The sequence below is a fragment of the Actinokineospora cianjurensis genome (genome assembly GCF_003663795.1).
GTDB classification, from domain to species: domain Bacteria; phylum Actinomycetota; class Actinomycetes; order Mycobacteriales; family Pseudonocardiaceae; genus Actinokineospora; species Actinokineospora terrae.
The window spans coordinates 788,130-811,119 of sequence record NZ_RCDD01000001.1; the positions used below are offsets into that span (position 1 = coordinate 788,130).

22 protein-coding genes are annotated in these 22,990 nt (G+C 70.1%); 8 read left to right on the plus strand and 14 right to left on the minus strand.

Annotation, left to right across the window (positions count from 1 at the left end):
- Positions 1–55 precede the first annotated feature (55 nt).
- Together CLV68_RS03660 and CLV68_RS03665 are read right to left on the minus strand one after the other, a co-directional pair.
- Positions 56–832: a dioxygenase family protein gene (locus CLV68_RS03660; RefSeq protein ID WP_121389164.1), complete on the minus strand. Its 777-nt coding sequence runs from the start codon at positions 830–832 to the stop codon at positions 56–58.
- Between the two features lie 59 nt (positions 833–891).
- Positions 892–1,242 (minus strand): MarR family transcriptional regulator, encoded by a 351-nt coding sequence (locus tag CLV68_RS03665; RefSeq protein ID WP_121389165.1) that lies wholly within the window; start codon positions 1,240–1,242, stop codon positions 892–894.
- A 32-nt stretch (positions 1,243–1,274) separates the two neighbouring features.
- On the opposite strand from CLV68_RS03665, the gene CLV68_RS03670 reads away from it, so the two are divergent.
- Positions 1,275–1,715 (plus strand): MarR family winged helix-turn-helix transcriptional regulator, encoded by a 441-nt coding sequence (locus CLV68_RS03670; protein ID WP_121389166.1) that lies wholly within the window; start codon positions 1,275–1,277, stop codon positions 1,713–1,715.
- A 313-nt stretch (positions 1,716–2,028) separates the two neighbouring features.
- Here the strand turns inward: CLV68_RS03670 and dnaB are convergent, their stop codons facing one another.
- The 6 genes from dnaB to CLV68_RS03700 form a co-directional block, all read right to left on the minus strand.
- Positions 2,029–3,402, minus strand: a complete 1,374-nt coding sequence (dnaB, locus tag CLV68_RS03675; protein WP_092786760.1) for a replicative DNA helicase — start codon at positions 3,400–3,402, stop codon at positions 2,029–2,031.
- A 436-nt stretch (positions 3,403–3,838) separates the two neighbouring features.
- On the minus strand, positions 3,839–4,297 hold the full coding sequence (gene rplI / locus CLV68_RS03680; protein ID WP_121389167.1) for a 50S ribosomal protein L9: 459 nt from the start codon (positions 4,295–4,297) through the stop codon (positions 3,839–3,841).
- Between the two features lie 13 nt (positions 4,298–4,310).
- Complete coding sequence (rpsR, locus tag CLV68_RS03685; RefSeq protein WP_054053205.1) at positions 4,311–4,559, minus strand: 30S ribosomal protein S18; 249 nt, start codon at positions 4,557–4,559, stop codon at positions 4,311–4,313.
- A 60-nt stretch (positions 4,560–4,619) separates the two neighbouring features.
- Positions 4,620–5,156 (minus strand): single-stranded DNA-binding protein, encoded by a 537-nt coding sequence (locus CLV68_RS03690; protein ID WP_121389168.1) that lies wholly within the window; start codon positions 5,154–5,156, stop codon positions 4,620–4,622.
- A 2-nt stretch (positions 5,157–5,158) separates the two neighbouring features.
- A complete protein-coding gene (gene rpsF / locus CLV68_RS03695; protein WP_092786788.1) occupies positions 5,159–5,449 on the minus strand; it encodes a 30S ribosomal protein S6 in 291 nt (96 codons plus the stop codon).
- Between the two features lie 149 nt (positions 5,450–5,598).
- Positions 5,599–6,600 (minus strand): hypothetical protein, encoded by a 1,002-nt coding sequence (locus tag CLV68_RS03700; RefSeq protein WP_121389169.1) that lies wholly within the window; start codon positions 6,598–6,600, stop codon positions 5,599–5,601.
- Positions 6,601–6,806: 206 nt separating this feature from the next.
- Between CLV68_RS03700 and CLV68_RS03705 the strand changes: the two genes are divergently transcribed.
- From CLV68_RS03705 to CLV68_RS03715, 3 genes are read left to right on the plus strand one after another with little or no spacing between them, the layout of a single operon-like run.
- Positions 6,807–7,577, plus strand: a complete 771-nt coding sequence (locus tag CLV68_RS03705; RefSeq protein ID WP_121389170.1) for a deoxyribonuclease IV — start codon at positions 6,807–6,809, stop codon at positions 7,575–7,577.
- Positions 7,574–8,995, plus strand: a complete 1,422-nt coding sequence (locus tag CLV68_RS03710) for a glycosyltransferase family 87 protein (RefSeq protein WP_425454814.1) — start codon at positions 7,574–7,576, stop codon at positions 8,993–8,995. Before CLV68_RS03705 ends, CLV68_RS03710 begins: the two co-directional genes overlap by 4 nt.
- A complete protein-coding gene (locus CLV68_RS03715) occupies positions 8,992–9,381 on the plus strand; it encodes a DUF3052 domain-containing protein (RefSeq protein WP_121389171.1) in 390 nt (129 codons plus the stop codon). The genes CLV68_RS03710 and CLV68_RS03715 overlap by 4 nt, the downstream gene beginning before the upstream one ends.
- On the opposite strand, the gene rarD is transcribed toward CLV68_RS03715, so the two are convergent.
- Both rarD and CLV68_RS03725 read right to left on the minus strand, forming a co-directional pair.
- Complete coding sequence (rarD, locus tag CLV68_RS03720) at positions 9,378–10,286, minus strand: EamA family transporter RarD (RefSeq protein ID WP_121389172.1); 909 nt, start codon at positions 10,284–10,286, stop codon at positions 9,378–9,380. The genes CLV68_RS03715 and rarD overlap by 4 nt on opposite strands.
- 57 nt (positions 10,287–10,343) lie before the next feature.
- Complete coding sequence (locus tag CLV68_RS03725) at positions 10,344–11,246, minus strand: AraC family transcriptional regulator (RefSeq protein WP_170224056.1); 903 nt, start codon at positions 11,244–11,246, stop codon at positions 10,344–10,346.
- A gap of 78 nt (positions 11,247–11,324) precedes the next feature.
- On the opposite strand from CLV68_RS03725, the gene CLV68_RS03730 reads away from it, so the two are divergent.
- Together CLV68_RS03730 and CLV68_RS03735 are read left to right on the plus strand one after the other, a co-directional pair.
- Entirely contained in the window at positions 11,325–12,170 is an 846-nt protein-coding gene (locus CLV68_RS03730; protein WP_170224057.1) for an NAD-dependent epimerase/dehydratase family protein, read from the plus strand.
- A gap of 31 nt (positions 12,171–12,201) precedes the next feature.
- On the plus strand, positions 12,202–13,506 hold the full coding sequence (locus CLV68_RS03735) for an amidohydrolase family protein (RefSeq protein ID WP_121389174.1): 1,305 nt from the start codon (positions 12,202–12,204) through the stop codon (positions 13,504–13,506).
- A 797-nt stretch (positions 13,507–14,303) separates the two neighbouring features.
- On the opposite strand, the gene CLV68_RS03740 is transcribed toward CLV68_RS03735, so the two are convergent.
- From CLV68_RS03740 to CLV68_RS03755, 4 genes are all read right to left on the minus strand, one after another.
- Entirely contained in the window at positions 14,304–14,981 is a 678-nt protein-coding gene (locus tag CLV68_RS03740) for an SDR family oxidoreductase (protein ID WP_121389175.1), read from the minus strand.
- A gap of 63 nt (positions 14,982–15,044) precedes the next feature.
- Positions 15,045–17,117: a PhoX family protein gene (locus CLV68_RS03745; protein ID WP_121389176.1), complete on the minus strand. Its 2,073-nt coding sequence runs from the start codon at positions 17,115–17,117 to the stop codon at positions 15,045–15,047.
- Positions 17,118–17,362: 245 nt separating this feature from the next.
- Positions 17,363–18,454 (minus strand): inositol-3-phosphate synthase, encoded by a 1,092-nt coding sequence (locus CLV68_RS03750; RefSeq protein ID WP_121389177.1) that lies wholly within the window; start codon positions 18,452–18,454, stop codon positions 17,363–17,365.
- Between the two features lie 85 nt (positions 18,455–18,539).
- A complete protein-coding gene (locus CLV68_RS03755; protein ID WP_092782336.1) occupies positions 18,540–19,082 on the minus strand; it encodes a PadR family transcriptional regulator in 543 nt (180 codons plus the stop codon).
- Between the two features lie 297 nt (positions 19,083–19,379).
- Between CLV68_RS03755 and CLV68_RS03760 the strand changes: the two genes are divergently transcribed.
- The gene (locus tag CLV68_RS03760) at positions 19,380–19,775 is read left to right on the plus strand and encodes a DUF5318 domain-containing protein (RefSeq protein WP_092782191.1); all 396 of its coding nucleotides are present in this window, start codon (positions 19,380–19,382) and stop codon (positions 19,773–19,775) included.
- A 734-nt stretch (positions 19,776–20,509) separates the two neighbouring features.
- Positions 20,510–22,834, plus strand: a complete 2,325-nt coding sequence (locus tag CLV68_RS03770) for a transglycosylase domain-containing protein (protein WP_121389179.1) — start codon at positions 20,510–20,512, stop codon at positions 22,832–22,834.
- Positions 22,835–22,990: the final 156 nt, after the last annotated feature.

Consider the following 22,990-nt stretch of genomic DNA (forward strand, 5'->3'; position numbering starts at 1 on the left):
CCCGCTAGCTGGAACGGCCCCCCGGAGCAACTTCCGGGGGGCCGTTGCGCGTTTGTCAGCCGAACTGCCAGGACCGCTTGGCCAGCCCGTACCAGTAGCCGTCGATGACCGCCCGGTGCTGGACCTGACTGTCCACAGTGGCGCCGAGGGAGACGAACAGCGGCGCGAAGTGCTCGGTCCTGGGGTGCGCCAACCGCGCCGCCGGTGCCTTGCGCTGGAAGTCGACCAGCGCGTCCAGGTCGTGCGCCGCCACCGCCCGGTCCCCCCAGTCGTCGAACTCGCTCGACCACGACGGCGGCGTGTGCGCGGGGTCGCGACCCAGGTCGAGGCCGGACAGGTTGTGCGTGAAGAACCCGCTCCCGATGATCAGCACCCCCTCGTCGCGCAACGGCGCCAGCCTGCGCCCGATCTCCACCAGCACGACCGGGTCCAACGTCGGCATCGAGATCTGCAGCACCGGCACGTCGGCGTCGGGGAACATCTCGACCAGCGGCACGTAGGCACCGTGGTCCAGGCCGCGCGCGGGGTCGTCGGCGACCGGGGTGGCCGGGGTGCGCAGGAGCTTGCGCACCTGCTCGGCGAGCTCGGGCGCACCGGGCGCGGGGTAGCGGACCTGGTAGTAGCGCTGCGGGAATCCCCAGAAGTCGTAGGTGAGCGGCACGGTCGTCGTGGCCCCGATGGTGAGCGGCGCCTCCTCCCAGTGCGCGGAGACGATCAACACCGCCCTCGGCCTGGCCAACTCCCCGGCCCACGCCGCCAACTGCCCAGTCCACAGCCCGTCATCCGCCAACGGCGGCGCGCCGTGACTGAGGTACAACACCGGTTGCGCCATGACCTCACCCCTGATGGTTGAAACTTGAACAACCTATCACGACGTTCGGCCCGCCGCGGTTATTCCTGAGCCAGGTTCCGCACCATCCGCTCCAGCGTCCGCACCGTGGTGAGGTAGTCCTCCTCACTGATCCCGTCCGTCACGGCCTGCCGAACCCGCGCCACGCGAGCACCCAACTCCGCCCTCGCCCGCTCCCCGTCCGGAGTGAGCCGATCACCCTCCACCCACCCGCGCTGCCGCACACTCCGCAACGCCTCAGCCCCATCGAACGGCCCGGTATCCCCCGGCAACGCGTTGAGCACCTGCCACTCCCTGCGCGTGACATCCCCCAACTCCCGCTCGAACCCACGCTCGAGCCGCCCGTCCAACTCCTTGACCCAGTACCCGATCGGCCGCATGCCCAACTCCATGTCTCCTTACAAGTACATGTAAAGTAGCATGCATGGATGCCGTGTCCGAGGTCGAGCGCGCGATGATCACCATCCGCCGCCTGCAAACCCGCCGCACCCTCGCAGGCCCCCACGACCCCACCCTCACCCTGGTCGTCGACGCACTCGAGGCCGCGGGCTCCTGCACCATCACCGACCTGGCCGCCGCGCTGTCCGTAGACCAACCCCGAGCCAGCCGCCTGGCCGCCCGCGCCGTAACCGAAGGTTTAGCCCACCGAACCCCCTCCCAATCCGACGCCCGCCAAGTACTCCTCTCCCTGACCCCCGCAGGCCAAGCCCACGCCACCGCCGTCCACACCACCCGCCGCAAAGCCTTCACCCAAACCATGTCCACCTGGACCGACGAAGACCGCACCACCTTCGCCACCCTCCTCACCACCTTCGTCGACTCCTACACCCAGGTAGTCCACGAACGGTCGACCCGAAGCGACTAGCGCCAACCGCGCACGCCGGGATGATGGGCTGGTGAGTGACCCGACTGGTCCACCGGTACCTGGGCCGCCCGCGTCGGCCCCGGTGTCGTCGGGTAGCAGGCGGGTGCCTTTGGAGCCGATGCCGCGTCGGGCGATTGTGCGGGTTGCCGCGCTCATCGCGGTGGGCACTGTGGGGCTGGTCGTGTCGTTGCGGACTGCCATCGACGGCCACGAGGGCGCTTGGTACCACCTGGTTCGCACCGAGAGACAGCCGCCAGTCGACGACGGTTCCCCTGATACGAGAGGAAGCTCGGCGTCAAAGATCGACCCCCGGTCAGCCCTGGGCGAGGTCGGCGAAGCGGCTGTAGTGGAGTTGGTGGGCCACTACGACGGTGGCGGTGGGGCCTGCTCGGTGTTTGGCGAGGATGAGGTCGGCCTCGCCTGCTCTGGGGTCGTCGCGTTCCCAGGCGTCGGGGCGGTTGATGAGGATGACCATGTCGGCGTCCTGTTCCAGGGAGCCGGATTCGCGCAGGTCGGAGAGCATGGGGCGTTTGTCGGTGCGTTGTTCGGGGCCGCGGTTGAGCTGGCTGATGGCGATGACCGGGACCTCGATCTCCTTGGCCAGGAGCTTGAGCTGGCGGGAGAACTCGGAGACTTCCTGCTGGCGGGACTCGACGCGCTTGCCGGAGCTCATCAGCTGGAGGTAGTCGACGACGACGAGTTTCAGGTCGTGGCGCTGCTTGAGCCGCCTGGCCTTGGCGCGGATCTCCATCATGGTCATGTTGGGCGAGTCGTCGACGAACATGGGGGCCTCGCTGATCTCGCTCATCCTGCGGGCGAGGCGGGTCCAGTCGTCGTCGGTCATCCGGCCGCCGCGCATGTCGCCGAGGCGGATCTTGGCCTCGGCCGAGAGCATGCGCATGGTGATCTCGGTGCGGCTCATCTCCAGCGAGAAGATGACGCTGGCCATGCCGTGCTTGATGGAGCAGGAGCGGGCGAAGTCGAGGCCGAGGGTGGACTTGCCGACACCCGGCCGCGCCGCGACGATGATCATCTGGCCGGGGTGCAGGCCGTTGGTGATCTCGTCGAGGTCGACGAAGCCGGTGGGGATGCCCAGCGAGCTGCCGCCGCGGGAGGCGATGGCGTCGATCTCGTCCATGGTCGGTTGCAGCAGGTCCTCGAGCGCGACGTAGTCCTCGCTCATGCTGCGCTCGGTCACCTCGTAGATCGATGCCTGCGCGCGGTCGACGATCTCGGTGACGTCGGCGCCCTCCGCGCCCTGGTAGCCGAGCTGCACGATCCTGGTGCCCGCCTCGACCAGCCTGCGCAGGATGGCCTTCTCGGCGACGATCTCCGCGTAGTACCCGGCGTTGGCGGCGGTCGGAACGATGGAGATCAGCGTGTGCAGGTACGGCGCGCCGCCGACCTTGCGCAGTTCGGCGCGGCGCTCCAGCTCGGCGGAGACGGTGATCGGGTCGGCCGGTTCGCCCCTGCCGTAGAGGTCGAGCACGCAGTCGTAGACGATCTGGTGCTTGGGCAGGTAGAAGTCGCCCGGGCTCAGCGCCTCGACGACATCGGCGATGGCGTCCTTGGACAGCATCATGCCGCCGAGCACGCTCTGCTCGGCGCGCAGGTCTTGCGGGGGCTTGCGGTCCATCCCGTGCTCGCCGGGCTCCGGCGGCAGGGAGTGGTCGTCGGCCAGCGCCACGGACAGCCCCTCCTAGCAAGACTCGGTGGTTCGCGGACCCTAGGTCGTCGGTACGACATTCGGGTGGTGGTCTACCACCACGAGTCGGGTCGCCAGGCGACGCTAGGACCCCCGAACAGCCCCTTGCAAACCACGGTGGGGACGGTTCTGTGGACAACCTGGGGATGAACCGGGTGAGCTGCGCATAGCTACCCGGCAGGGTGTGGACAACCTGTGCACAAGTCTCCGGCTTGCCGGAGAAACCCCTGGTCAAAGCCTGTGCACAACTTGTGGAGAAGGTCGACTGGCTGTTCCCCGGCGTGTCGCGCCACCGTCGGTTTTCGGCGTGTCGCGCGACCGTTAGCTCGGTGGGGTGACCACAACCTGTGGACAACTGCGCACACGCAGATCCGCCCCACTCAGAGTGACCGAGCGGGGCGGATCTGCGGGTGGTCGATCAGTTCGCGGCGGCGACGTTGACCGTGAACGCGGCGGTGACGTCCGGGTGCAACCGGACGTTGACCGAGTGCTTGCCGACGGTCTTGATGTGACCGGCGACCTCGACGGCGCGCTTGTCCAGCACGGGGCCACCGGCGGCCTTGACCGCGGCGACGATGTCCGAGGTGGTGATCGAGCCGAACAGCTTGCCCGACCCCGAGGCGGCCTTGGCCTTGAGCGGGACGCTGCCCAGCGCGGACAGCGCGGCCTTGACCTCCTTGGCGTGGTCGAGGTTGCGGATCCGGCTGGCCTCCTGCGCCCGGCGGATGACCTGGACCTGCTTCTCGGCGCCCTTGGTCGCCAGGATGGCGAAGCCGCGGGGCAGCAGGTAGTTGCGGCCGTAGCCGTCCTTGACCTCGACGAGGTCACCAGGGCCGCCCAGGCCGCTGACGTCGGTGGTGAGGATGAGCTTCATGATCGTCCCCTCCTGATCAGCGGGCGGTCGAGGTGTACGGGAGCAGAGCGACCTCGCGGGCGTTCTTGACCGCGATGGCGACGTCGCGCTGGTGCTGGCTGCAGTTGCCGGTCACCCGACGCGCGCGGATCTTCCCGCGGTCGGAGATGTACTTGCGCAGCAGCGTCGTGTCCTTGTAGTCAATGTTGACCGGGCGGTCCTTCTTGACGTCCTTGCAGAAGACGCAGACCTTCTTCTTCGGCTTGCGGATGGGTGGCTTGGCCACGGTGAAACTCCTGAGTGGTGATGTCGAGACAAGCGTCTGGGTGTGGGTGCGTGACCCGGGTCAGAACGGCGGTTCGTCGTTGAAGCCGCCGCCGCCACCAGCGGGCGGCGCGGAGCCCCACGGGTCGTCGGGGGGCGCGGACGGGCCGTTGTAGCCACCGCCGCCACCGCCACCGCTGCCGCGACTGCCGCTGCCGCCACCGAATCCGCCGCCACCTTCGCCGCCGGTACCCCGGCTGACCTTGTTGACCTTCGCGGTGGCGTAGCGCAGCGAGGGGCCGACCTCGTCGACCTCAAGCTCCATGACGGTGCGCTTCTCGCCCTCGCGGGTCTCGAAGGAACGCTGCTTGAGCCGCCCGGTCACCAGCACCCGCGCGCCCCTGGTCAGCGATTCGGCCACGTTCTCCGCGGCCTGCCGCCAGATGTTGCAGCGCAGGAACAGCGCCTCCCCGTCCTTCCACTCGCCGGACTGGCGGTCGAAGGTGCGCGGGGTGGACGCCACGGTGAAGCTCGCGACAGCGGCGCCGGAGGGGGTGAACCGCAGCTCCGGGTCCGCCGTCAGGTTGCCGACGACCGTGATGATCGTGTCCCCTGCCATGGTCAGGCCGTCTCGCGCCGCATGACCTTGGTGCGCAGGACGGACTCCTGCAGGGAGAGCTGGCGGTCGAGTTCCTTGACCGCGTCCGGCTCGGCGTTCACGTCGAGCACCGCGTAGATGCCCTCGGCGTGCTTCTTGATCTCGAACGACAACCGGCGCTTGCCCCAGATGTCGACCTTCTCGACGTTCCCGCCCGAAGTGCGGATGACGTTGAGGAACGTTTCCAGCGACGGCGCAACGGTGCGCTCGTCCAGGGTGGGGTCGAGGATGACCATAACCTCGTAATGACGCATGAAGACCACTCACCTCCTGTGGACTCGGCGGCCGCGGACGTTCCGCGGCAGGAGGGTCTCGCCGACGGAGCGTAACAGTCGCCGCTCGCGCCCCGTGCGGCACCCGGCCGGTGACCAGTGCGGCACCGAACGCCGACAACGCAGAGTGGTCAGGCGGTGCGGCGCAGCACCCAGGTCCGGACCAGGGCGGCGGTGACCCCGGAGAGCGCGAACACGGCGAGGAGCACCGGGAGCGCGATGCCGCGGCCGAAGGGGGCGTCGAGCGCCTCCGCGTGCCCGGCCGCCTGGACCCCGTCGGCGTCGCCGGTGCCGAGGATGCCGAACTGGGGCGAGTAGCCGGGGACCGCGCCGCCGTAGCGCACGCCCGGCGAGGGCGCGAAGAGCCCGGCCTGGGCGTACGGGATGCCCGAGTAGTCGGTCATCGGCGAGCGGCCGAAGGCGAGGCCGGACCCGTAGAGCGGCAGGCCGCCGGGGGTGGTGCCGCCGATGACGGAGGTGCCCGGACCGGGGGTGCCCGGGCCGCCGGTGCCGGGGGTCTGCGGGGTGCCGCCGGTGCCCGGGGGCTTGTTCGTCCCGGGCTTGGTCGGCATGCCTGGCAAGCCCGGGAGCACCCGCGGGAGGGCGGCGGCGCCCTGCTCGACCACGCCCGCGACGGCACCCGCGCCGTCCTGGACCGGGGCGGTCACGGCGTTGACCACGGTGACGGTGATCGAGCAGCCCGCGGTCAGCGCGCCCTGGACGCCGGAGATGATGCCGCCGAGCGCGGTCCCGATCAGCGGGACCTTGGCGATCGACTCCTGGATCTTGGGCACCGCGGCCGCGGCGATGGTGCTGCCCGGGATGGTCGTGTTGGCCGCCGGGACGGCGCCGATGGGGATGTTGCCCATCGAGGTCACCGCGCCGCGCACGCCGGTGGCCAGGGTCGGGCCGAGCAGCGGGACGGCGGTGACCACGCGCAGCACCGGGTCGAGCACGGCGGCGGGGCTCAGCGAGATCGGCGTGCCGGGGGCGCCCTGGATCGTCGTCGCGCAGCTGCCCACCACGATGGGCGGCGCCGCGGCGGCCGTGCCGCTGCCCGCGAGCAGGCCCGCGGTGGTGCCGCTGAGGACCAGCACCAACCCGGCCGCGTAAGTCTTGCCACGCCGTAGCATGAAGATCCTCCGGATACCGGCGAGTAGCTTCACTGGGAGACAACGACTGTAACCCGACATGGTGACGTTGACGGGACAGGTTTCCCCGAATGTGCTTCGCGTTAGCCCGGTTGGAGCAGGCGACCCCGGTGGGCGCCCACGCGGGCGTGGAGTGACCGACCACCGAGGGGTCCCACAGTCGGAGGTGGCGACTACCCTTTCCGGCCATGAGCATCGGTGCCCACGTCCGCGATGACGACCCGCTCGACGCAGCCCGCGAACGCGGCGCCGACGTGGTGCAGTTCTTCCTCGCCGACCCGCAGGACTGGAAGGCGCCGAAGCCGCACCCGAGGGCCGACGAGCTGCTCGCGACCGAGGTCGAGGTGTTCGTGCACTCGCCCTACGTGGTCAACCTGGCCTCGACGAACAACCGGGTCCGGATCCCGTCGCGCAAGCTGATCACCCAGCACGCCGACGCCGCGGCCAAGGTCGGCGCCAAGGGCCTCGTCGTGCACGGCGGGCACGTCAACAAGGGCGAGGACCCGCAGGTCGGCATCGACAACTGGCGCAAGTTCTTCGAGCGCCAGCACGCCGAGGGCGGGTTCGGGGTGCCGATCCTGATCGAGAACACCGCGGGCGGCGACAACGCCATGGCCCGGCGGTTCGACATGCTGGCCAGGCTCTGGGACGCGGTCGCCGAGTTCGGCGCCGGCTTCTGCCTGGACACCTGCCACGCGTTCGCCGCCGGTGAGGACCTGGTCGGCATCGTGGAGCGGGTCAAGGCGATCACCGGTCGGGTCGACCTGGTGCACCTCAACAGCTCCCGCGACGAGTTCGGCTCCGCGCGCGACCGGCACGACAACATCGCCACCGGCACCATCGACGCCGACCAGTTGGTCGCCGTGGTCGCCGCCGCGGGCGCGCCGGTCGTGGTCGAGACCCCGGCCGACGGGCAAGCCGCGGATATCGCGTTCCTGCGTGAGGCGCTCGGACGGTGAGCACAGTGCCCGCCGGCGTCACCGCCGCCGCACCGGCAGGCGAGCCGGAGGGCACCCCGGCTCGGCTGGGGGGCGCCGCCCGGCTCGGCCGCGGCGCGCTCGCGGTGGTCGTGCTGCTGTGCGGGCTCACGCTGCTGCTCGGGTTCGCCAACAAGGACCGCTGCACCGGCCCGCAGTTCGACACCTGGGGCCGCAGCCAGCCCGGGTTCGACGAGCGCAAGTACGCCGACGTCTGCTACTCCGACATCCAGTACCTGTGGATCGGCCGCGACGTCGACCGGCACGTGTTCCCGTACGTGCACGGCAGGATCACCGCCGACGGCGCGCTGGAGGGCGGCACGGTCGAGTACCCGGTGCTGACCGGCCTGCTGATCTGGGCGGGCGCGCTGTTCGCGCACACCGACGCCGAGTTCCTGCTGGCATCCGCGCTGATCATGGCCCCGTTCGGGCTGGTGACCGCGTGGCTGCTCGGCCGGTTGTCCCGGTGGCGCGCGCTGATCTGGGTGCTGTCGCCACCGCTGGTGATGTACGCGTTCCACAACTGGGAGCTCCCGGTCGTGGCCTGCGCTGTCGCCGCCGTCTACGTCGTGCACCGCGGGTGGGGTAAGCGGGGTGTGGCGCGGCCGTTGGTGCAAAGGGCCACGGTTAGCGCTGTCTTCCTCGGTCTCGGCTTCGCGTTCAAGATCTACCCGGCGATCTTTGTGCTGCCGCTGATGCTCTATGTGCTGACCGGCGGTCGCGAGGGCCGCGAACTGCCCCCGGGCAAGAGCCGCGACGTCGTGGGCATGGTCCGCGTGGCGTTGGTGGCGATGGGCACGGCGATCGCGGTGAACCTGCCGTTCGCGCTGATCGGCCCGGACGGCTGGCTCGCCTCGTTCGTCTTCCAGGGGCAGCGCAAGGCCGACATCACCGCGAACTCGATCTGGTTCTGGGCGCTGCGCCCTGACTCGGACCCGCAGAACACCGCGCTGCACGACTACATCACCGCCGTCTCGCTGGTGCTGGTGTTCGCCTCGTTCGCGGTGGCCTGCATCATCGGCTGGCTCCGCTTCCAGCGCGAGGGCACCTACCCGTGGATCGCGGTGTCGGCGGCGATGCTGTGCGGGTTCCTGCTGCTGCACAAGGTCCACTCGCCGCAGTACACGCTGTGGCTGGTCCCGATGTTCGTGCTGCTGAACCTGCGCTGGGGCTGGATCGCCGCGTACTGCGTCGCCGACCTGGCGATGGGGATCGGGATCTTCCTCTGGTTCGCCCAGATCGCGGCCAAGCAGCCCTCCGGCATCTACGAGGGCTTCGCCGCGCAGGCGGTGATGATCGGCGTGTGGGGTCGCGCGGCCCTGCTGGTCGGCATGTTCGTCGCGTTCCTCAGCGCCAAGGACACCGTCGACCCCGAACCGGCCCGGCTCGTCCGGGTATGACCGCCGGGTACTCGGGCAAGCCGCTCGCCGCGAAGCTGGGCGTGAAGGAGCAGTCCCGGGTGCTCGTCACCGGCGCGCCCGCGGGGTTCGACCTCGGCGCCCCGCACCACACCCGGGCAGGCCGGGAGCCCTACGACGTCGTGCTGCTGTTCTGCCCGTGGACCGCCGACCTGGTCCGCGGGTGGGAGCCGTCGGTGTCGCGGCTCAAGGTCGACGGCGCGCTGTGGGTCGCCTGGCAGAAGAAGGCCGCGAAGGTGCCGACCGACCTCGACGAGAACGGCGTGCGGGGCTACGCCCTCGACCACGGCCTGGTCGACGTGAAGGTGTGCGCGGTCGACGCGGTGTGGTCGGGGCTGAAGCTGGTCCGCAGGCTCGTCGACCGCTAGACCAGTTCCGGCGTGGGCTCGGCCACCCGGCGCGCGCCCAGGCGGCGGCGGGCGATCAGCGACTCCGCGGTGATGATGACCAGCGCGAGCCAGACCAGGCCGAAGCCGACCCAGCGGGCCGTGGTCATCCGCTCGTGGAAGATCAGCAGGCCGATGCCGAACTGGATGATCGGCACGAAGTACTGCAGCAGGCCCATGGTGGTCATCGGGACCCTGGTCGCCGCGGCGCCGAACAGCAGCAGCGGGATGGCGGTGATCAGGCCGGTGCCCGCGAGCAGGACGGCGTTGAGCCAGCCAGCGTGGCCGAACGTCCCGCCGCCGCCCGCGTGCGTGAACACCAGGTACCCGAGGGCGAGCGGGGCGAGGATCGCGGTCTCCAGCGCCAGGCCCTCGGTGGAGCCGACGTCGGCCTTCTTCTTCATCAGGCCGTAGGTGCCGAAGGAGAACGCCAGGGTCAGCGCGATCCACGGCAGGCGGCCGTAGTCGAAGGTCAGCTCCACGACCGCGCCGAACGCGACCGCGAGGCCGATCCACTGCGCGGGCCGCAGCCGCTCCCCCATGAACACGACGCCGAGGGCGATGGTCACCAGCGGGTTGATGAAGTAGCCGAGCGCGGTCTCCACGACCTGGTTGCTGTTGACGCCGTAGATGTACATGCCCCAGTTCAGGCCGATGGTGACGGCGCCGACGCAGATGTAGAGCAGCTTCCTGCCGTTGATCGCCCGCAGGTGCTTCCAGCGCCTGCCGATCAGCACGATCGCCGCGACGACCACCAGCGACCAGCAGATCCGGTGCGCCAGGATCTCCACCGGTCCGGCCGGGGCGAGCAGCGGCCAGTAGAGCGGGAAGAACCCCCAGGCCAGGTAGGCGAGGAAACCGAGCCAGAACCCCTGTCGACTCGCCATGATCCTCCGATCATCCCACCTATTGGACCTGGTTGACAGTCTCGCACCCGCAGCCTGCTACGCCAAACGGGTAGTGCGGTAGCGGCCGGGTGGCGATCCGGTGGCACGTCGGAACGCCGTGCTGAACGCGAACTCGCTGCCGTACCCGACCTGGGCCGCGACCTGCGCGACCGACAGGTCCGGCTGCTCCACCAGCAGCGCGGTGGCCAGGTCCATCCGCCAGCGGGCGAGGTGCGCGCCGGGCCCCTCGCCGACCAGTTCGCGGAAGCGCGGCGCGAACGCGGCCCGGCTCATCCCGGCGACCTTGGCCAGCCCGGCGACCGTCCACTGCCGCGCAGGCTCGCCGTAGACCGCGGCCAGCGCCCGCCCGATCCGCGCGTCCACCAGCGCCGCCCGCCACGAGCCCGACTCGGCCGGGCGGGCCAGCTCGGCCCGGATGACCTGCAACAACACCAGTTCGACCAGCCGAGCGGCGACCACGTCCGTCGCCGGTCGGCGCTCTCGGATCTCGTCGCGCAGCGCGTCGAGGAGCGCCGCTAGATGGGGCAGGCCGGTCGGTAGGTGTACCAGCGGAGGTAAGGCTCGCAGCAGCAGCGACCTGGCCGCGCCCTCGACGGTCAACTCCGCGCAGAGCAGCACCGTCCGCGGCCCGTCGCCACCGTGGCGGCGGAACACCGAGAGCCCCTCCCCCGCGGGCCACTCCGGCTCGTCGACGAGCACGGCGCCCTGGTCGTTGCGCAGCGTGTGCCCGCCGCTGTGCAGGGCGACCAGGTCCCCGACGCCGATGGGCACGTCGTCCACCCACAGGTCCCCGTCGAGCACCAGGTGCAGCGACACGGTGTCGCGCTCGGCCAGCCGCACCCCCCACGGCGCGCCCAACTCGACCCGCCCGAACCGGGCGACACCGATGCGCACCCGCCGCAGCAACGCGGCCAGCACATCCCCTGGACCGTCTCGCATGAACTCTGGACCCCCACGCATTCCCGCCATCCGCACCGGATTCCTACCTTTGGTCTACCAGCAGAACGGGAGACCACAGTGGACATCTTCGTCACCGGGGCGAGCGGCTACATCGGTTCCGCGCTCACCAGGACCCTCATCGCCCGCGGCCACCGGGTCCGCGGCCTCGCCCGCAGCGCCGCGGCCGAGGCGGTGGTCCTAGGGCACGGCGCCGAGCCGGTGCGCGCCGCGCTGACCGACGTCGACGTCCTCGCCCGAGCGGCCGCGGACGTCGACGCGGTGGTGCACATGGCGGCCACCGACACCGCCGACCGCGCGGACGTCGACCGGGCCGCGGTGACCGCCATGCTCGACGCCGGGCCTGGCGCGTTCATCACGACCACCGGCGCGCCACGGGCCCGGTCCTCGCGGACGCCGGTCGCCGAGGACGACACCGCTCCCGTCGAGGGTCCGCTCGCCTGGTTGGCCGAGGCCGAGGCGCGGGTGCTCGACTCCGGTTCGCGCGGTGCGGTCGTGCGGCCGCCGATGGTCTACGGCGACGGCGGCGGACCGGTGTCACGCCTCGTGGCCCAGGCCGCGTCGGATGGCGTCGCCCGCTACATCGGCGACGGCGGCAACCGCTGGTCCACCGTGCACGTCCGCGACCTCGCACTCGCCTACGCGCTACTCCTGGAAACCGGGGCCACCGGCGTCTTCCACGTCTCGGACGGCCACGAGTCCATGGCCGACTTGATGGCCGCGGTCGGCGCCAAGGCAGGAGTGCCGGTCGCGTCGTGGCCGCTCGACGAGGCACTGGCCACCCAAGGCTGGGGCGCGGGTTTCCTCGCCGCCGACGCGGTCCTCGACGCGTCCCGGATCACCGCGCTCGGGTGGACCCCCGCGGTCGGACTCGGCATCCCGCGCGACCTGCTGTCCACGAGCTGAGCGGCGCGGCGGGACCTGGCAGGATCCACGCATGCCGCTTCGCCTGCACGCTCCCGTGATCCTGCCGTGCGACCCCGAGTGCGGCGTCCTGCGCGACGCCGTACTCGACATCGCCGAGGACGGCCGGATCACCCACGTCGGACCCGCCGCCGACGCGCCGGAGCACCGCGGCCCCAGCAGGCGGCTCACCGGCATCCTCATGCCCGGCTTGGTCAACGCGCACGCGCACAGCCCGATGACCCTGCTGCGCGGACTCGGCGGCGACCTCCCGCTGATGCGCTGGCTGACCGAGGTCATCTGGCCGACCGAGGCCAAGCTGACCCCGGACGACGTCTACGCGGGCATGGTCCTCGGCTCCCTGGAGATGCTGAAGGCAGGCGTCACCACCAGCGCCGAGATGTACTTCCACGGCGAGGAACTGGTGCGGGCCGTCCTCGACACCGGCGCCAGGCTGGTGCTCGCCCCCGCGATCATCGACGCCCCCGGCTGGGACTGGGCCGAGCAACTCGCGAACACCAGCAACTGGATCGACAACGACGGCCTCCGCTTCGGCCCCGGCGAACGCATCGAGATCGGCTACGGCCCGCACTCGGCGTACACCCTGTCCCCCGACGCACTCGGCCAGGTCGGCGCCGCTGCGCGCGAACGCGGTGCGCTGGTGCAGATCCACGTGGCCGAGTCCCTACCGGAGGACGTCGCGCAGCGGGAGAAGTACGGGACTGTGCCTGCACTCCTGGACCAGGTCGGGCTTTTCGGCGGGCGCGTTCTCGCCGCGCATGCGGTGCACTTGTCTGATGACGACATCCAGACGCTTAAGCGCTACGGGGTGGGGGTTGCGCATTGCCCGGGGTCCAATATGAAGCTCGCTTCCGGCATTGCTCGGCTTGCGGATTTGCGCGCTGCCGGGGTTGCGGTTGGTGTTGGGACTGATGGGCCTGCCAGCAATGACGACCTCGATTTGTGGGAGGACGTCCGGCTGGCCGGGTTGCTGGCTCGCGTGTCCACAATGGATTCCACGGTGGTGGGGGCCGCGGATCTGTTGTTGATGGCCACGCGGGGTGGGGCGGCTGCGTTGTCGCGGACGGATATCGGGGTGCTGGAACCGGGGGCCTGGGCGGACCTGGTACATGTCGGGGTTGATGACCCGGCGTTCGCTGGTGGGCTGGATATTGCTGACGAGCACCTGCTGTCGAACCTGGTGTGGGCTGCGGGGTCGCGGACTGTGTCGGATGTGTGGGTGGCTGGGGAGCAGGTTGTTGCTGGGACTGTGCCTACTGGGGTGGATGAGCATGGCGCGTTGGCCAAGGCTCGGGGGGCTGCGGGGCGGTTGGTTTAGGTGGTCTGGGGGTGTGCCCGGGTGGTTGTCCACATAGGTGGAGGTTGTCCACGGGGTGCAGATTCAGCCTTCTGGGGTGAGTGGGGGGATCGGTAGGCTGTATATCGGGGGCTGCTTTGGGCGGTTTGATCTTGCGGAGCTGGTTGTCCACAGGGAGCCCGCTCGCTCTGGCCGTTCTGTCGGTGCTGCTCGGTAAGCTGTGTTTCGGGGGGTGCTGTGGCGGGTTTGATCTTGAGCTGGGGGTGTCCGGCTCTCGGTCTCGCCTGCGGCGTCGATGGTGGACGCCTCGCCTGCGGCATTGGCCCGAGCGCGAGTTTCGAGCTTTGCTCGATGCGGCGAACTTGTTTTGCGCGGGGCCCCTGAACGACCCGTGGCAGAACCGCAAAGCAGGGGCCGAAAAGCAGGCCCTGCCGCGAACGACGCTACGGGCAGTCCTCCCCCACACAAAACAAGTCCGCCCCATCGAGCCTGCCTGGCACCAGCGGATCCGAGGAGCGGTTGTCGGCCAACGTTGTAGAGGGGCGGTTGTGCCAACGTCTGAGAGGGGCGCGTTGAGGCCAACGATTGTGAGGGCCGGGTGGGGGCCAACGTTGTTGGAGGGCGCGTGTGGGCCAACGATTGTGAAGGCCGGGTGGAGGCCATCGCCTGAGAGGGGCGCGTGAGGGTCAAGGGCTGTGGCGGGCACGTGGGGCCAACGTCTGAGAGGGGCACGTTGGGGCTAGCGCCTGGGGGGAGGGCGTCAGGGCAAGTGCCTGTGTGGGGTCAAACGTTGGTGGGGCCAGGGGTGGGGGTGGGGGTCAGGTTGGGCGGACGGTGATTTCGGTGAAGTGGGCTTCGGGGGTGGCTAGGGCGGCGGTGCGGATGGCAGCGGCTACGGATTCTGGGCGTAGGTAGTGGGTGGGGTCGTAGTCGGCGCCTTCGTCCGCTCTAACCGTGCGTTGCATGTCGGTGGCGGTGCGGCCGGGGAAGATTGTGGTTACTCGGATGCCGGAGGTGGGGGTTTCCTCGCCGCGTAGGACGTCGGCGTACGCACGGAGGGCGAACTTGCTGGCGGCGTACGGGCCCCAGCCGGGGTGGGCGTTCTGGCCTGCGCCGGAGTTGATCAGGATTACCTGGCCCTTGGTGGCGCGGAGGGCGGGGAGTAGCAGTCGGGTCAGTTCGACCACGGCGATGACGTTGACCTCGTACATCTCGCGCCAGCGGGCCGCTGTTGCTTCCGCGAGGGGGCCGACTCGGGCGATGCCCGCGGAGTGGACCAGCAGGTCGACCTCCGCCAGGTCCGCGGTGGCGGCGGCGAGGGCGGTCGGGTCGGTCAGTTCGACGGGCCACGGGTGGGCGTCGGGGAGTTCGGCGGCGAGGGAGTCCAGTGCGGCGGTGTCGCGGCCGCCGAGCAGCAGGGTGTGCGTGTCGGCGAGGGCGCGGGCGGTGGCGGCGCCGATGCCGCGGGAGGCGCCGGTGATCAGGGCGAGGGGCATGGGACCAAACCTAAGGGGTCCGTGCGCGCCGGAAAGCGCACGGACCCCCTGGTCAGATCAAGATCACTCGCCGATGCGGCAGCCGGACTTCCAGATGGCGGCGACCGCGGGGCGCGGCTGGGCGGTGCCACCGTCGGGCCAGTGCGTCAGCGGGTTGTCGGCGCTGGCGCCGTCGAGCTCGCCCGGGTGCTGCACCGAGACCAGGATGAAGTCGTCCTCGATGACCGGGCCGCAGGTCTCCGCGCCGAGCGGCACGGTGAGGAACTGCTTGAGGTAACCGCGGTAGCGGCCGGCGACCGGCACCACGAACAGGCCGTCGTTGGAGCCGAGCGCGTTGCCGTCGGTGGAGATCCACAGGTTGCCGTGGCGGTCGAAGGCGACGTTGTCCGGGCAGGAGATCGGGCTGACCTGCGTCTTGTCGTACCCGCCGAAGTAGGTGTCGGCGGTGGCCGGGTCGCCGCAGACCAGCAGCAGCTTCCAGGAGAAGGTGAGCGCCGTGTGGTCGCCGCGGCTCTCCTCCCACTCCAGGATGTGGCCGTGCTTGTTGCCGTTGCGCGGGTTGATCTCGGTCGGGCCTTCCTTGCCCGGCTTGCCGCGGTCGGTGTTGTTGGTCAGCGCGGCGTAGATCCGGCCGTTGACCGGGTTGGGCTGCACGTCCTCGGGGCGGTCCATCTTGGTGGCGCCGACCTTGTCCGCGGCGAGGCGGGTGAAGACGTACACCTCCTCGGCGGTGAAGCCGTCGACGAACGACTTGTCGCCGGAGACCAGCGGGATCCACTTGCCGGAGCCGTCGAACTCGCCGTCGGTGGGCAGCTTGCCGGTGCCGTCGAACTCGGTGGCCGGGCTGTCGCCGGTGAACTGCGCGACGTAGAGGGTGCCGTCGGAGAGCAGCTTCTTGTTGTGCGCGCGGGCCGACGGGCTGTCACCCGGGCGGTAGCGCTCCTTCGAGACGTACTTGTAGACGTAGTCGAAGCGCTCGTCGTCACCGAGGTAGGCGACGACCTTGCCGTTGCGGGCGATCTGGATGGTCGCGCCCTCGTGCTTGAACCGGCCGAGCGCGGTGTGCTTCACCGGCTTGGAACCGGGCTCGAGCGGGTCGACCTCGACGATCCAGCCGAACCGGTTGACCTCGTTGGGCTCCTTGGCCACGTCGAAGCGCCGGTCGAAGTTCTCCCACTTGCGGGTGCTGGCGGCACCGGCGAGGCCGTAGCGGGTGAGCCGGGTCTTGGTGACCGGGTCGGTCACCGAGCCCGCGTTGGCGAAGTACTGGTTGAAGTTCTCCTCGCCGGACAGGATCGTGCCCCACGGGGTGACGCCACCGGCGCAGTTGTTCAGCGTGCCGAACACCTTGCGGCCGGTCGGGTCCGCGGTGGTGCGCAGGAACTGGCTGCCCGCGGCCGGGCCGTCGACCTCGAACTCGGAGGTGACGGTGATCCGGCGGTTGTAGCGGCGGTCGACCTTGGGCAGCAGCTTGCCGGTGCGCCGCTCGCGCTCGACGACCACGACCGACAGGCCGTGCGCGGCCCAGCCGATCTTGACCTGCTCCTCGGTCGGGTTGGCCTGGCTGAAGCCCTTGAACATGGCCGACTCGGTCGTGTACTCGTGGTTGCTCACCATGAGCCAGCGGTCGTGCCCGAACGGCACCAGGCCGCAGAAGTCGTTGTTGAAGCCGAACTGCTTGGCCTGCGCCGCGGCGGTCTGGTTGTCGAAGTCGAACGCGGGCGCGCCGGGCAGCACCGGGTCGCCCCAGCGGATGACGACCGAGTTGTGGTAGCCCTCCGGGGTGACGATCCGGTCCTCGCGGTTGGGCGCCACGGCGGTGAAGTCGAGGCCCTTGGGGCCGCGCGGGCGGCCGTCGCCGCCACCGTGCCCACCGTGGTCGGGGTGCGCGGCGGCGGTGCCCGCCATGCCAGCGACACCAGCACCGGCGACGGCGAGCACCGCGCCCGCCTTCAACATGCCGCGGCGGCTGACGATCGAGCGGACGACGTCACCGAAGTAGGCGTTGTCCGAGGTGTTGGGCGCCTCGTGCGAACAGGCGTTGCCACACCGGTATTCACAGGTGATCGAGGAGCGGCCGAGCGGGTGGTCGGGCGGGAGCAGCGGCAGCGAGATGCGGCCGTCGGTGGTGGTCACGGAGCCTCCGTGGGTGGTGCGGACAGTCGGTGGGAACGGCGTGACCGTAGGAGCCCCAAACCAGTTGAAGCGGTCATCCACATGAACTGCGAGCGAACTCCTCCAGGTCCGCCTGTGTCACTCCCTCCCGCCACCCACCCCCACGTCCCCGCCCGGCATCGTTCCCGGCTGGGGTGTTCGGCCCCGACGGCCGATCGCGAACAGGCCGCCACCCGCGTGGGTGACGGCCTGTTCGCTGGTCGTGACTACCGCTCGACGTCGCCGCGGATGAAGGCTTCGACGGCCTCGTAGGCGTCGTCGTCGGAGTACTGCTCCGGCGGGGACTTCATGAAGTAGGAGGACGCCGAGAGGATCGGCCCGCCGATGCCCCGGTCCAGGGCGATCTTCGCCGCGCGCACCGCGTCGATGATCACGCCCGCCGAGTTGGGCGAGTCCCAGACCTCCAGCTTGTACTCCAGGTTCAGCGGGGTGTCGCCGAAGGAGCGGCCCTCCAGGCGCACGTAGGCCCACTTGCGGTCGTCGAGCCACGGCACGTGGTCCGACGGGCCGATGTGCACGTCGGCCTTGGCCATCTCGTGCGGGATCTGCGAGGTCACCGACTGCGTCTTGGAGATCTTCTTGGACTGGAGCCGCTTGCGCTCCAGCATGTTCATGAAGTCCATGTTGCCGCCGAAGTTGAGCTGGTAGGTCCGCTGCAGCTCCACGCCGCGGTCCTCGAACAGCTTCGCCATCACCCGGTGCGTGATGGTGGCGCCGACCTGCGACTTGATGTCGTCGCCGACGATCGGCACGCCTGCCTCGGTGAACTTGGCCGCCCACTCCGGGTCGGAGGCGATGAACACCGGCAGCGCGTTGACGAAGGCGACGCCCGCGTCGATGGCGCACTGGGCGTAGAAGCGGTCCGCGTCCTCCGAGCCGACCGGCAGGTACGACACGAGCACGTCGACCTCGGCCTCGCGCAGCGCGGCGACCACGTCGACCGGCTCCTCGTCGGACTCGGTGATGATCTCCCGGTAGAACTCGCCGAGCCCGTCGAGGGTGTGCCCGCGCCCGACGGTGACCCCCAGCGGCGGGACGTCGCAGATCTTGATCGTGTTGTTCTCGCTGGCCACGATCGCCTCGGACAGGTCGCGGCCGACCTTCTTGGCGTCGACGTCGAACGCGGCGACGAACTCGATGTCGCGCACGTGGTAATCGCCGAACTGGACGTGCATCAGCCCCGGCACCCGCGTCGTCGGGTCGGCGTCGCGGTAGTAGTGCACGCCCTGCACAAGCGACGCCGCGCAGTTGCCGACGCCGACGATGGCCACCCGCACGCTCTGGCGGTTCTCGCCCATGCCGGTTCTCCTTCTCGTTTCCCGCCGCGCGCCTGGCGCGGTCCGTTCGTCACAGGCACCCGCTGACGGCGGGCCTGCCTGTCGGTCAGTCCGATGGGTCGCGCTGCTCGCTCTGCTCGTGGGCGATCAGCTCGTTGAGCCAGCGCACCTCTCGCTCGCTGGTCTCCAGACCGAGCCGGTGCAGCTCCCGGGTGTAGCGGTCGATCTGCTCGCCCGCGCGCGCCATGGATGAGCGGAGCCCTTCCCTGCGCTCCTCGACCCTGCGCCGCCTGCCCTCGAGGATGCGCATGCGCACCTCGGCAGGCGTGCGGGAGAAGAACGCCATGTGCACGCCGAATGCCTCGTCGTCCCAGGTCTGCGGGCCCGCGTCGACGAGCAGTTCGGCGAAGTGCTCCTTGCCCTCCGCGGTGAGCTTGTAGACGCGTTTGCCGCGCCTGCCCCACGACCGGTCGCCCTCCGGCGCCTCCTCGGCGATCCACCCGGACCGCAGCAGCCGCCGCAGCGTCGGGTAGAGCGAGCCGTAGGAGAACGTGCGCAACGTCCCGAGCAGGTCGTGCAAGCGCTTGCGCAGCTCGTAGCCGTGCATCGGGGCCTCGTGGAGCAACCCGAGGATCGCGAACTCGAGCACGGGCACCCCCTTCGAACCTCGTCTTGCCGCTTTCGCACCGGTCCATTCCCACCCGGCGCACTGGTTGGGTGGGTTGACCTACTGGACACTTATATCGTGCCGATACATCGCGAGCCTCACCAACTCGCCTGCCTGTGTCAATCACCACGTACGAACCACGCCGTTGCGCGTTTGACCGCCCGCTGCCCCGTCCCGGCCAGGTCAGGACCCGCGGAGGTCACGAATCCGGCCGGCGGAGCATGTCGGCGCCGCCAATCGGCTCACCGCCGTGATAACGCGGCCGCGTAGGCTGTCGGCGTGCGAACGCAGCGGCAGGTGGTCGACTACGCGTTGCAGCGGAGATCGCTGCTCGCGGAGGTCTACTCGGGTCGTGTCGGCACCAACGAGGTGTGCGACGCGAACCCGTACCTGCTGCGCGCCGCGAAGTTCCACGGTCAACCCACCGACGTGACCTGCCCGGTCTGCCGCAAGGAACACCTGACCACCGTCAACTGGGTCTACGGCGACGAGCTCAAGCACGCCTCCGGCTCGGCGCGGGCGCCGGAGGAGCTGGTCAGGATGGCGGGGGTGTTCGAGGAGTTCACGGTCTACACCGTGGAGGTCTGCCGGACATGTTCGTGGAACCACCTGGTGCAGTCGTACGTCTTGGGGACCGGGGGAGTCCCCACCCGCAGGAGGACGGCAGCCGAGTGATGCGCTTTGCGTGACCGGGTTCCCTCGCGAGCACATCGCACTGCCGCGCGTGACCACCGAACGACGTCCCGACGCTGGGCGCCGGTCTGGGAGGCTTTTTCGTGAACGACCACAGTGACCATCGACGACGGCCGGAACCGGAGTGGCCGACCGGCGACGAGCCGGACGCGGGCCGTGCCAAGTCCGGTGGGCAACCCGCCCAGCCGGAGGAGCGCACGGGCTTCTGGAGCCCGCTGTGGGAAGAGGACGGCGACGGCGACGACAGCCGTGCGCAGCGCCAGGGTGACGAGGTGGCCGGTCCGCCCGGTGGCCGCGGCCCCGCAGGCCCGCCCGCTCCCGGCCGGGGCGGTCCCGGCGCGCCGATCGGTGGCCGCGGTCCTGGTGGTCCCGGCCCCAACGGCGGCCCTGGCCCCAAGGGTGGCCCTGGTCCGAACGGTGGCCCTGGTCCGAACGGTGCTCCTGGGCCCAACGGCGGCCATGGCCCCAACGGTGGTCCCGGTTCGCAGGGCGGACCCGGTGGCCCCGGTGGCGGTCCCGGCGGCCCAGGTCGACCGGGTGGCCCGGGTGGACCCGGGCGCCCAGGTCCTGGTGGTCCCGGCCCGCGCGGCCCCGTCGGCCCTGGTGGACCCGGCGCGACCGTGATCGTCGGCGGCCCAGGCGGCCCAGGCGGTCCTGGTGGACCTGGTGGACCCCGCAGGCCGGGCCCCGGTGGTCCGGGCCCCGCTGACCCGACCATGGCCATCGCCGCACCGAACCGCGACGCGGACCGCACCGTCGCCCTCGGCCACGGCGCCCGCCCCGATCCCGGCGAGGCGCCGACGGTCTTCATGACCAAGACGCCCGGCCAGGCCCGGTCCGAGCCCGAGCTGCTGACCCACCGCGAGCCCGAGCTCGAAGAGGGCTACGGCGACGACGACTTCGACGACGAGGACAAGGGCCCGACCGAAGAGGAACTGCGCGCCATGCGCAAGAAGAAGATCTGGCGGCGGGTCCGGCGCACCATCTACGTCGCGGCCGCGCTGATGTTCATCGGCCCGGTGCTGGCCTTCTTCATCACCTACCAGCTCGTCGACGTGGACAACCCCGAGGACGTGGCCCGCAACCAGGCCAAGGTCGTCACGCTGCTCTACAACAACGGCGAGGAGATGTCGAAGGTCGCCGGGTCCGGCGCGAACCGGGTGATGCTCAAGCCGGAGGACATCCCGGACGACATCAAGCACGCCGTGTACGCCGCCGAGGACGACACCTTCGAGACCAACTCCGGCTTCGACATCGGCGGCATCATGCGCGCGGTGTGGAGCAACGCCACCGGTGGCGGTGGTGGTGGCTCGACGATCAGCCAGCAGTACATCAAGCAGGCCAGTGGCGACGACGACCCCACGCTCAGCCGCAAGTGGGTCGAGGTCGTGAAGGCGTACAAGATGAACAAGACCTACGACAAGAAGTACATCATCACCGCGTACCTCAACACGGTGTACTTCGGTCGTGGCGCTTACGGCATCGCGGCCGCGGCGAAGGCGTACTACGGCGTCGACGACCTCAAGCTGATCACCCGGCCGCAGGCGGCGCTGCTCGCGGGCATGATCCAGACCCCGGCGAAGTCGAAGCTGCCCGAGTACCAGAAGCGGCGCTACGAGTACGTGTCCGGCCGGATGGTCGTCAACGGCTGGATGTCGGACCAGGAGCGGACCGCGGCCGCCTTCCCGACCCCGCTCGAGGCGCAGGCGGGCAAGACCGCCTCGCTGACCGGGCCGCGGGCGAAGATCCCGTTCCTCGTGCTGGAGGAGCTGGAGGACCTCGGGTTCGACGACGCCAGGCTCAAGCAGAACGGCTACAAGATCACCACGACCATCGACCCGCGCGCGCAGCAGGTCATGGAGGACTCGGTCGCCCAGGTGATGAACGGCCAGCCCGCGAACATGCACATGGGGATGGTGGCGGTCGACCCGAAGACCGGCGGGATCATCGCCTACTACCCCGGCAGTGATCCCAACGGCACGAACTGGGCCAACATCAAGCAGGAACCCGGGTCGTCGTTCAAGCCGTTCGACCTGGTCGGGCTGCTCAAGCTGGGCAAGGGCCTGCAGGAGATGTACGACAGCACGCCCAAGAGCTTCGGCGGGTCGAAGGTCGTCAAGAACGCGAGCAAGCCCAGTTGCGGGGAGTGCACGGTCGCCACGGCCATGAAGGAGTCGCTGAACGTCGTGTTCAGCGACATGGTCTACCACGACGTGAAACCGGCCGGGGTCGCCGAGGCGGCCAAGGAAGCGGGCATCACCTCGGACCTGTCCAAGGCGCTCGACCTCAACATCGCCATCGGCGGTGGCCAGACCCTGGTCAGCGCCAGGGAGATGGCCACCGCGTACGCCACCTTCGCCTCCGGCGGGGTGCGCAGGCCCTCGCACCTGGTGGCCAAGGTCGAGTACCCGGACGGCGGCGCTGCCTGGGAGGCCGCGGCCGAGCCGTCCTACGCCGAGGCGCTGGCGTTCGACCCGAACAACCCGGACACCAACTCCAAGATCGCCCGCAACGTCACCGAGTCGCTGCTGCCGATCCCGAAGTCCTCGAAGATCGAGTGCGCCAAGGACCGGCCGTGCGCAGGCAAGACCGGCACGCACCAGTACACCAACCCGCAGGGCGTGGAGACCGCCGACAACGCCAAGGCGTGGATGGTCGGCTACACCCCGCAGGTGTCGGCGGCCGCCGCGCTGAGCGCCGAGAACGGTGCCCCGCTCAAGGCGGCGGACGGCAAGACGGTCTACGGCTCCGGGTTGCCGGGCAAGGCGTGGCAGAAGTTCATGAACGCCTACCTCGCCGAAGCGCCGAAGGAGAACTTCCCGCGGTTCGTCCCCATCGGCGAGCCGGAGAAGCCGACCCAGTCCAGCGTGCCGAAGCCGACGACGACCGACAACGTCCCGCCGCCGGTGACCACGACCGACCCGCAGCCGCCGGTGACCACCACGACGACGGAGACCGACGACCCGAACCCGTCGGCGACCACCACCCGGACGAAGCCGCGACCGACCACGACGGAGATACCACTACCGGGTAACAACTAGCCGGGAGCTACTGGCTAGATCACCGAACCATCCCGGGGTCGGGGGCGCACCGCCCGCCGACCCCGGGTGTTTTTTGCCCCGCCGCCCTACCCCGTCCGCACACGGTAGGCCGTAGCATCGCCGCGTGCCAGGCGATCCAGAGCGGCCAGACGAGGC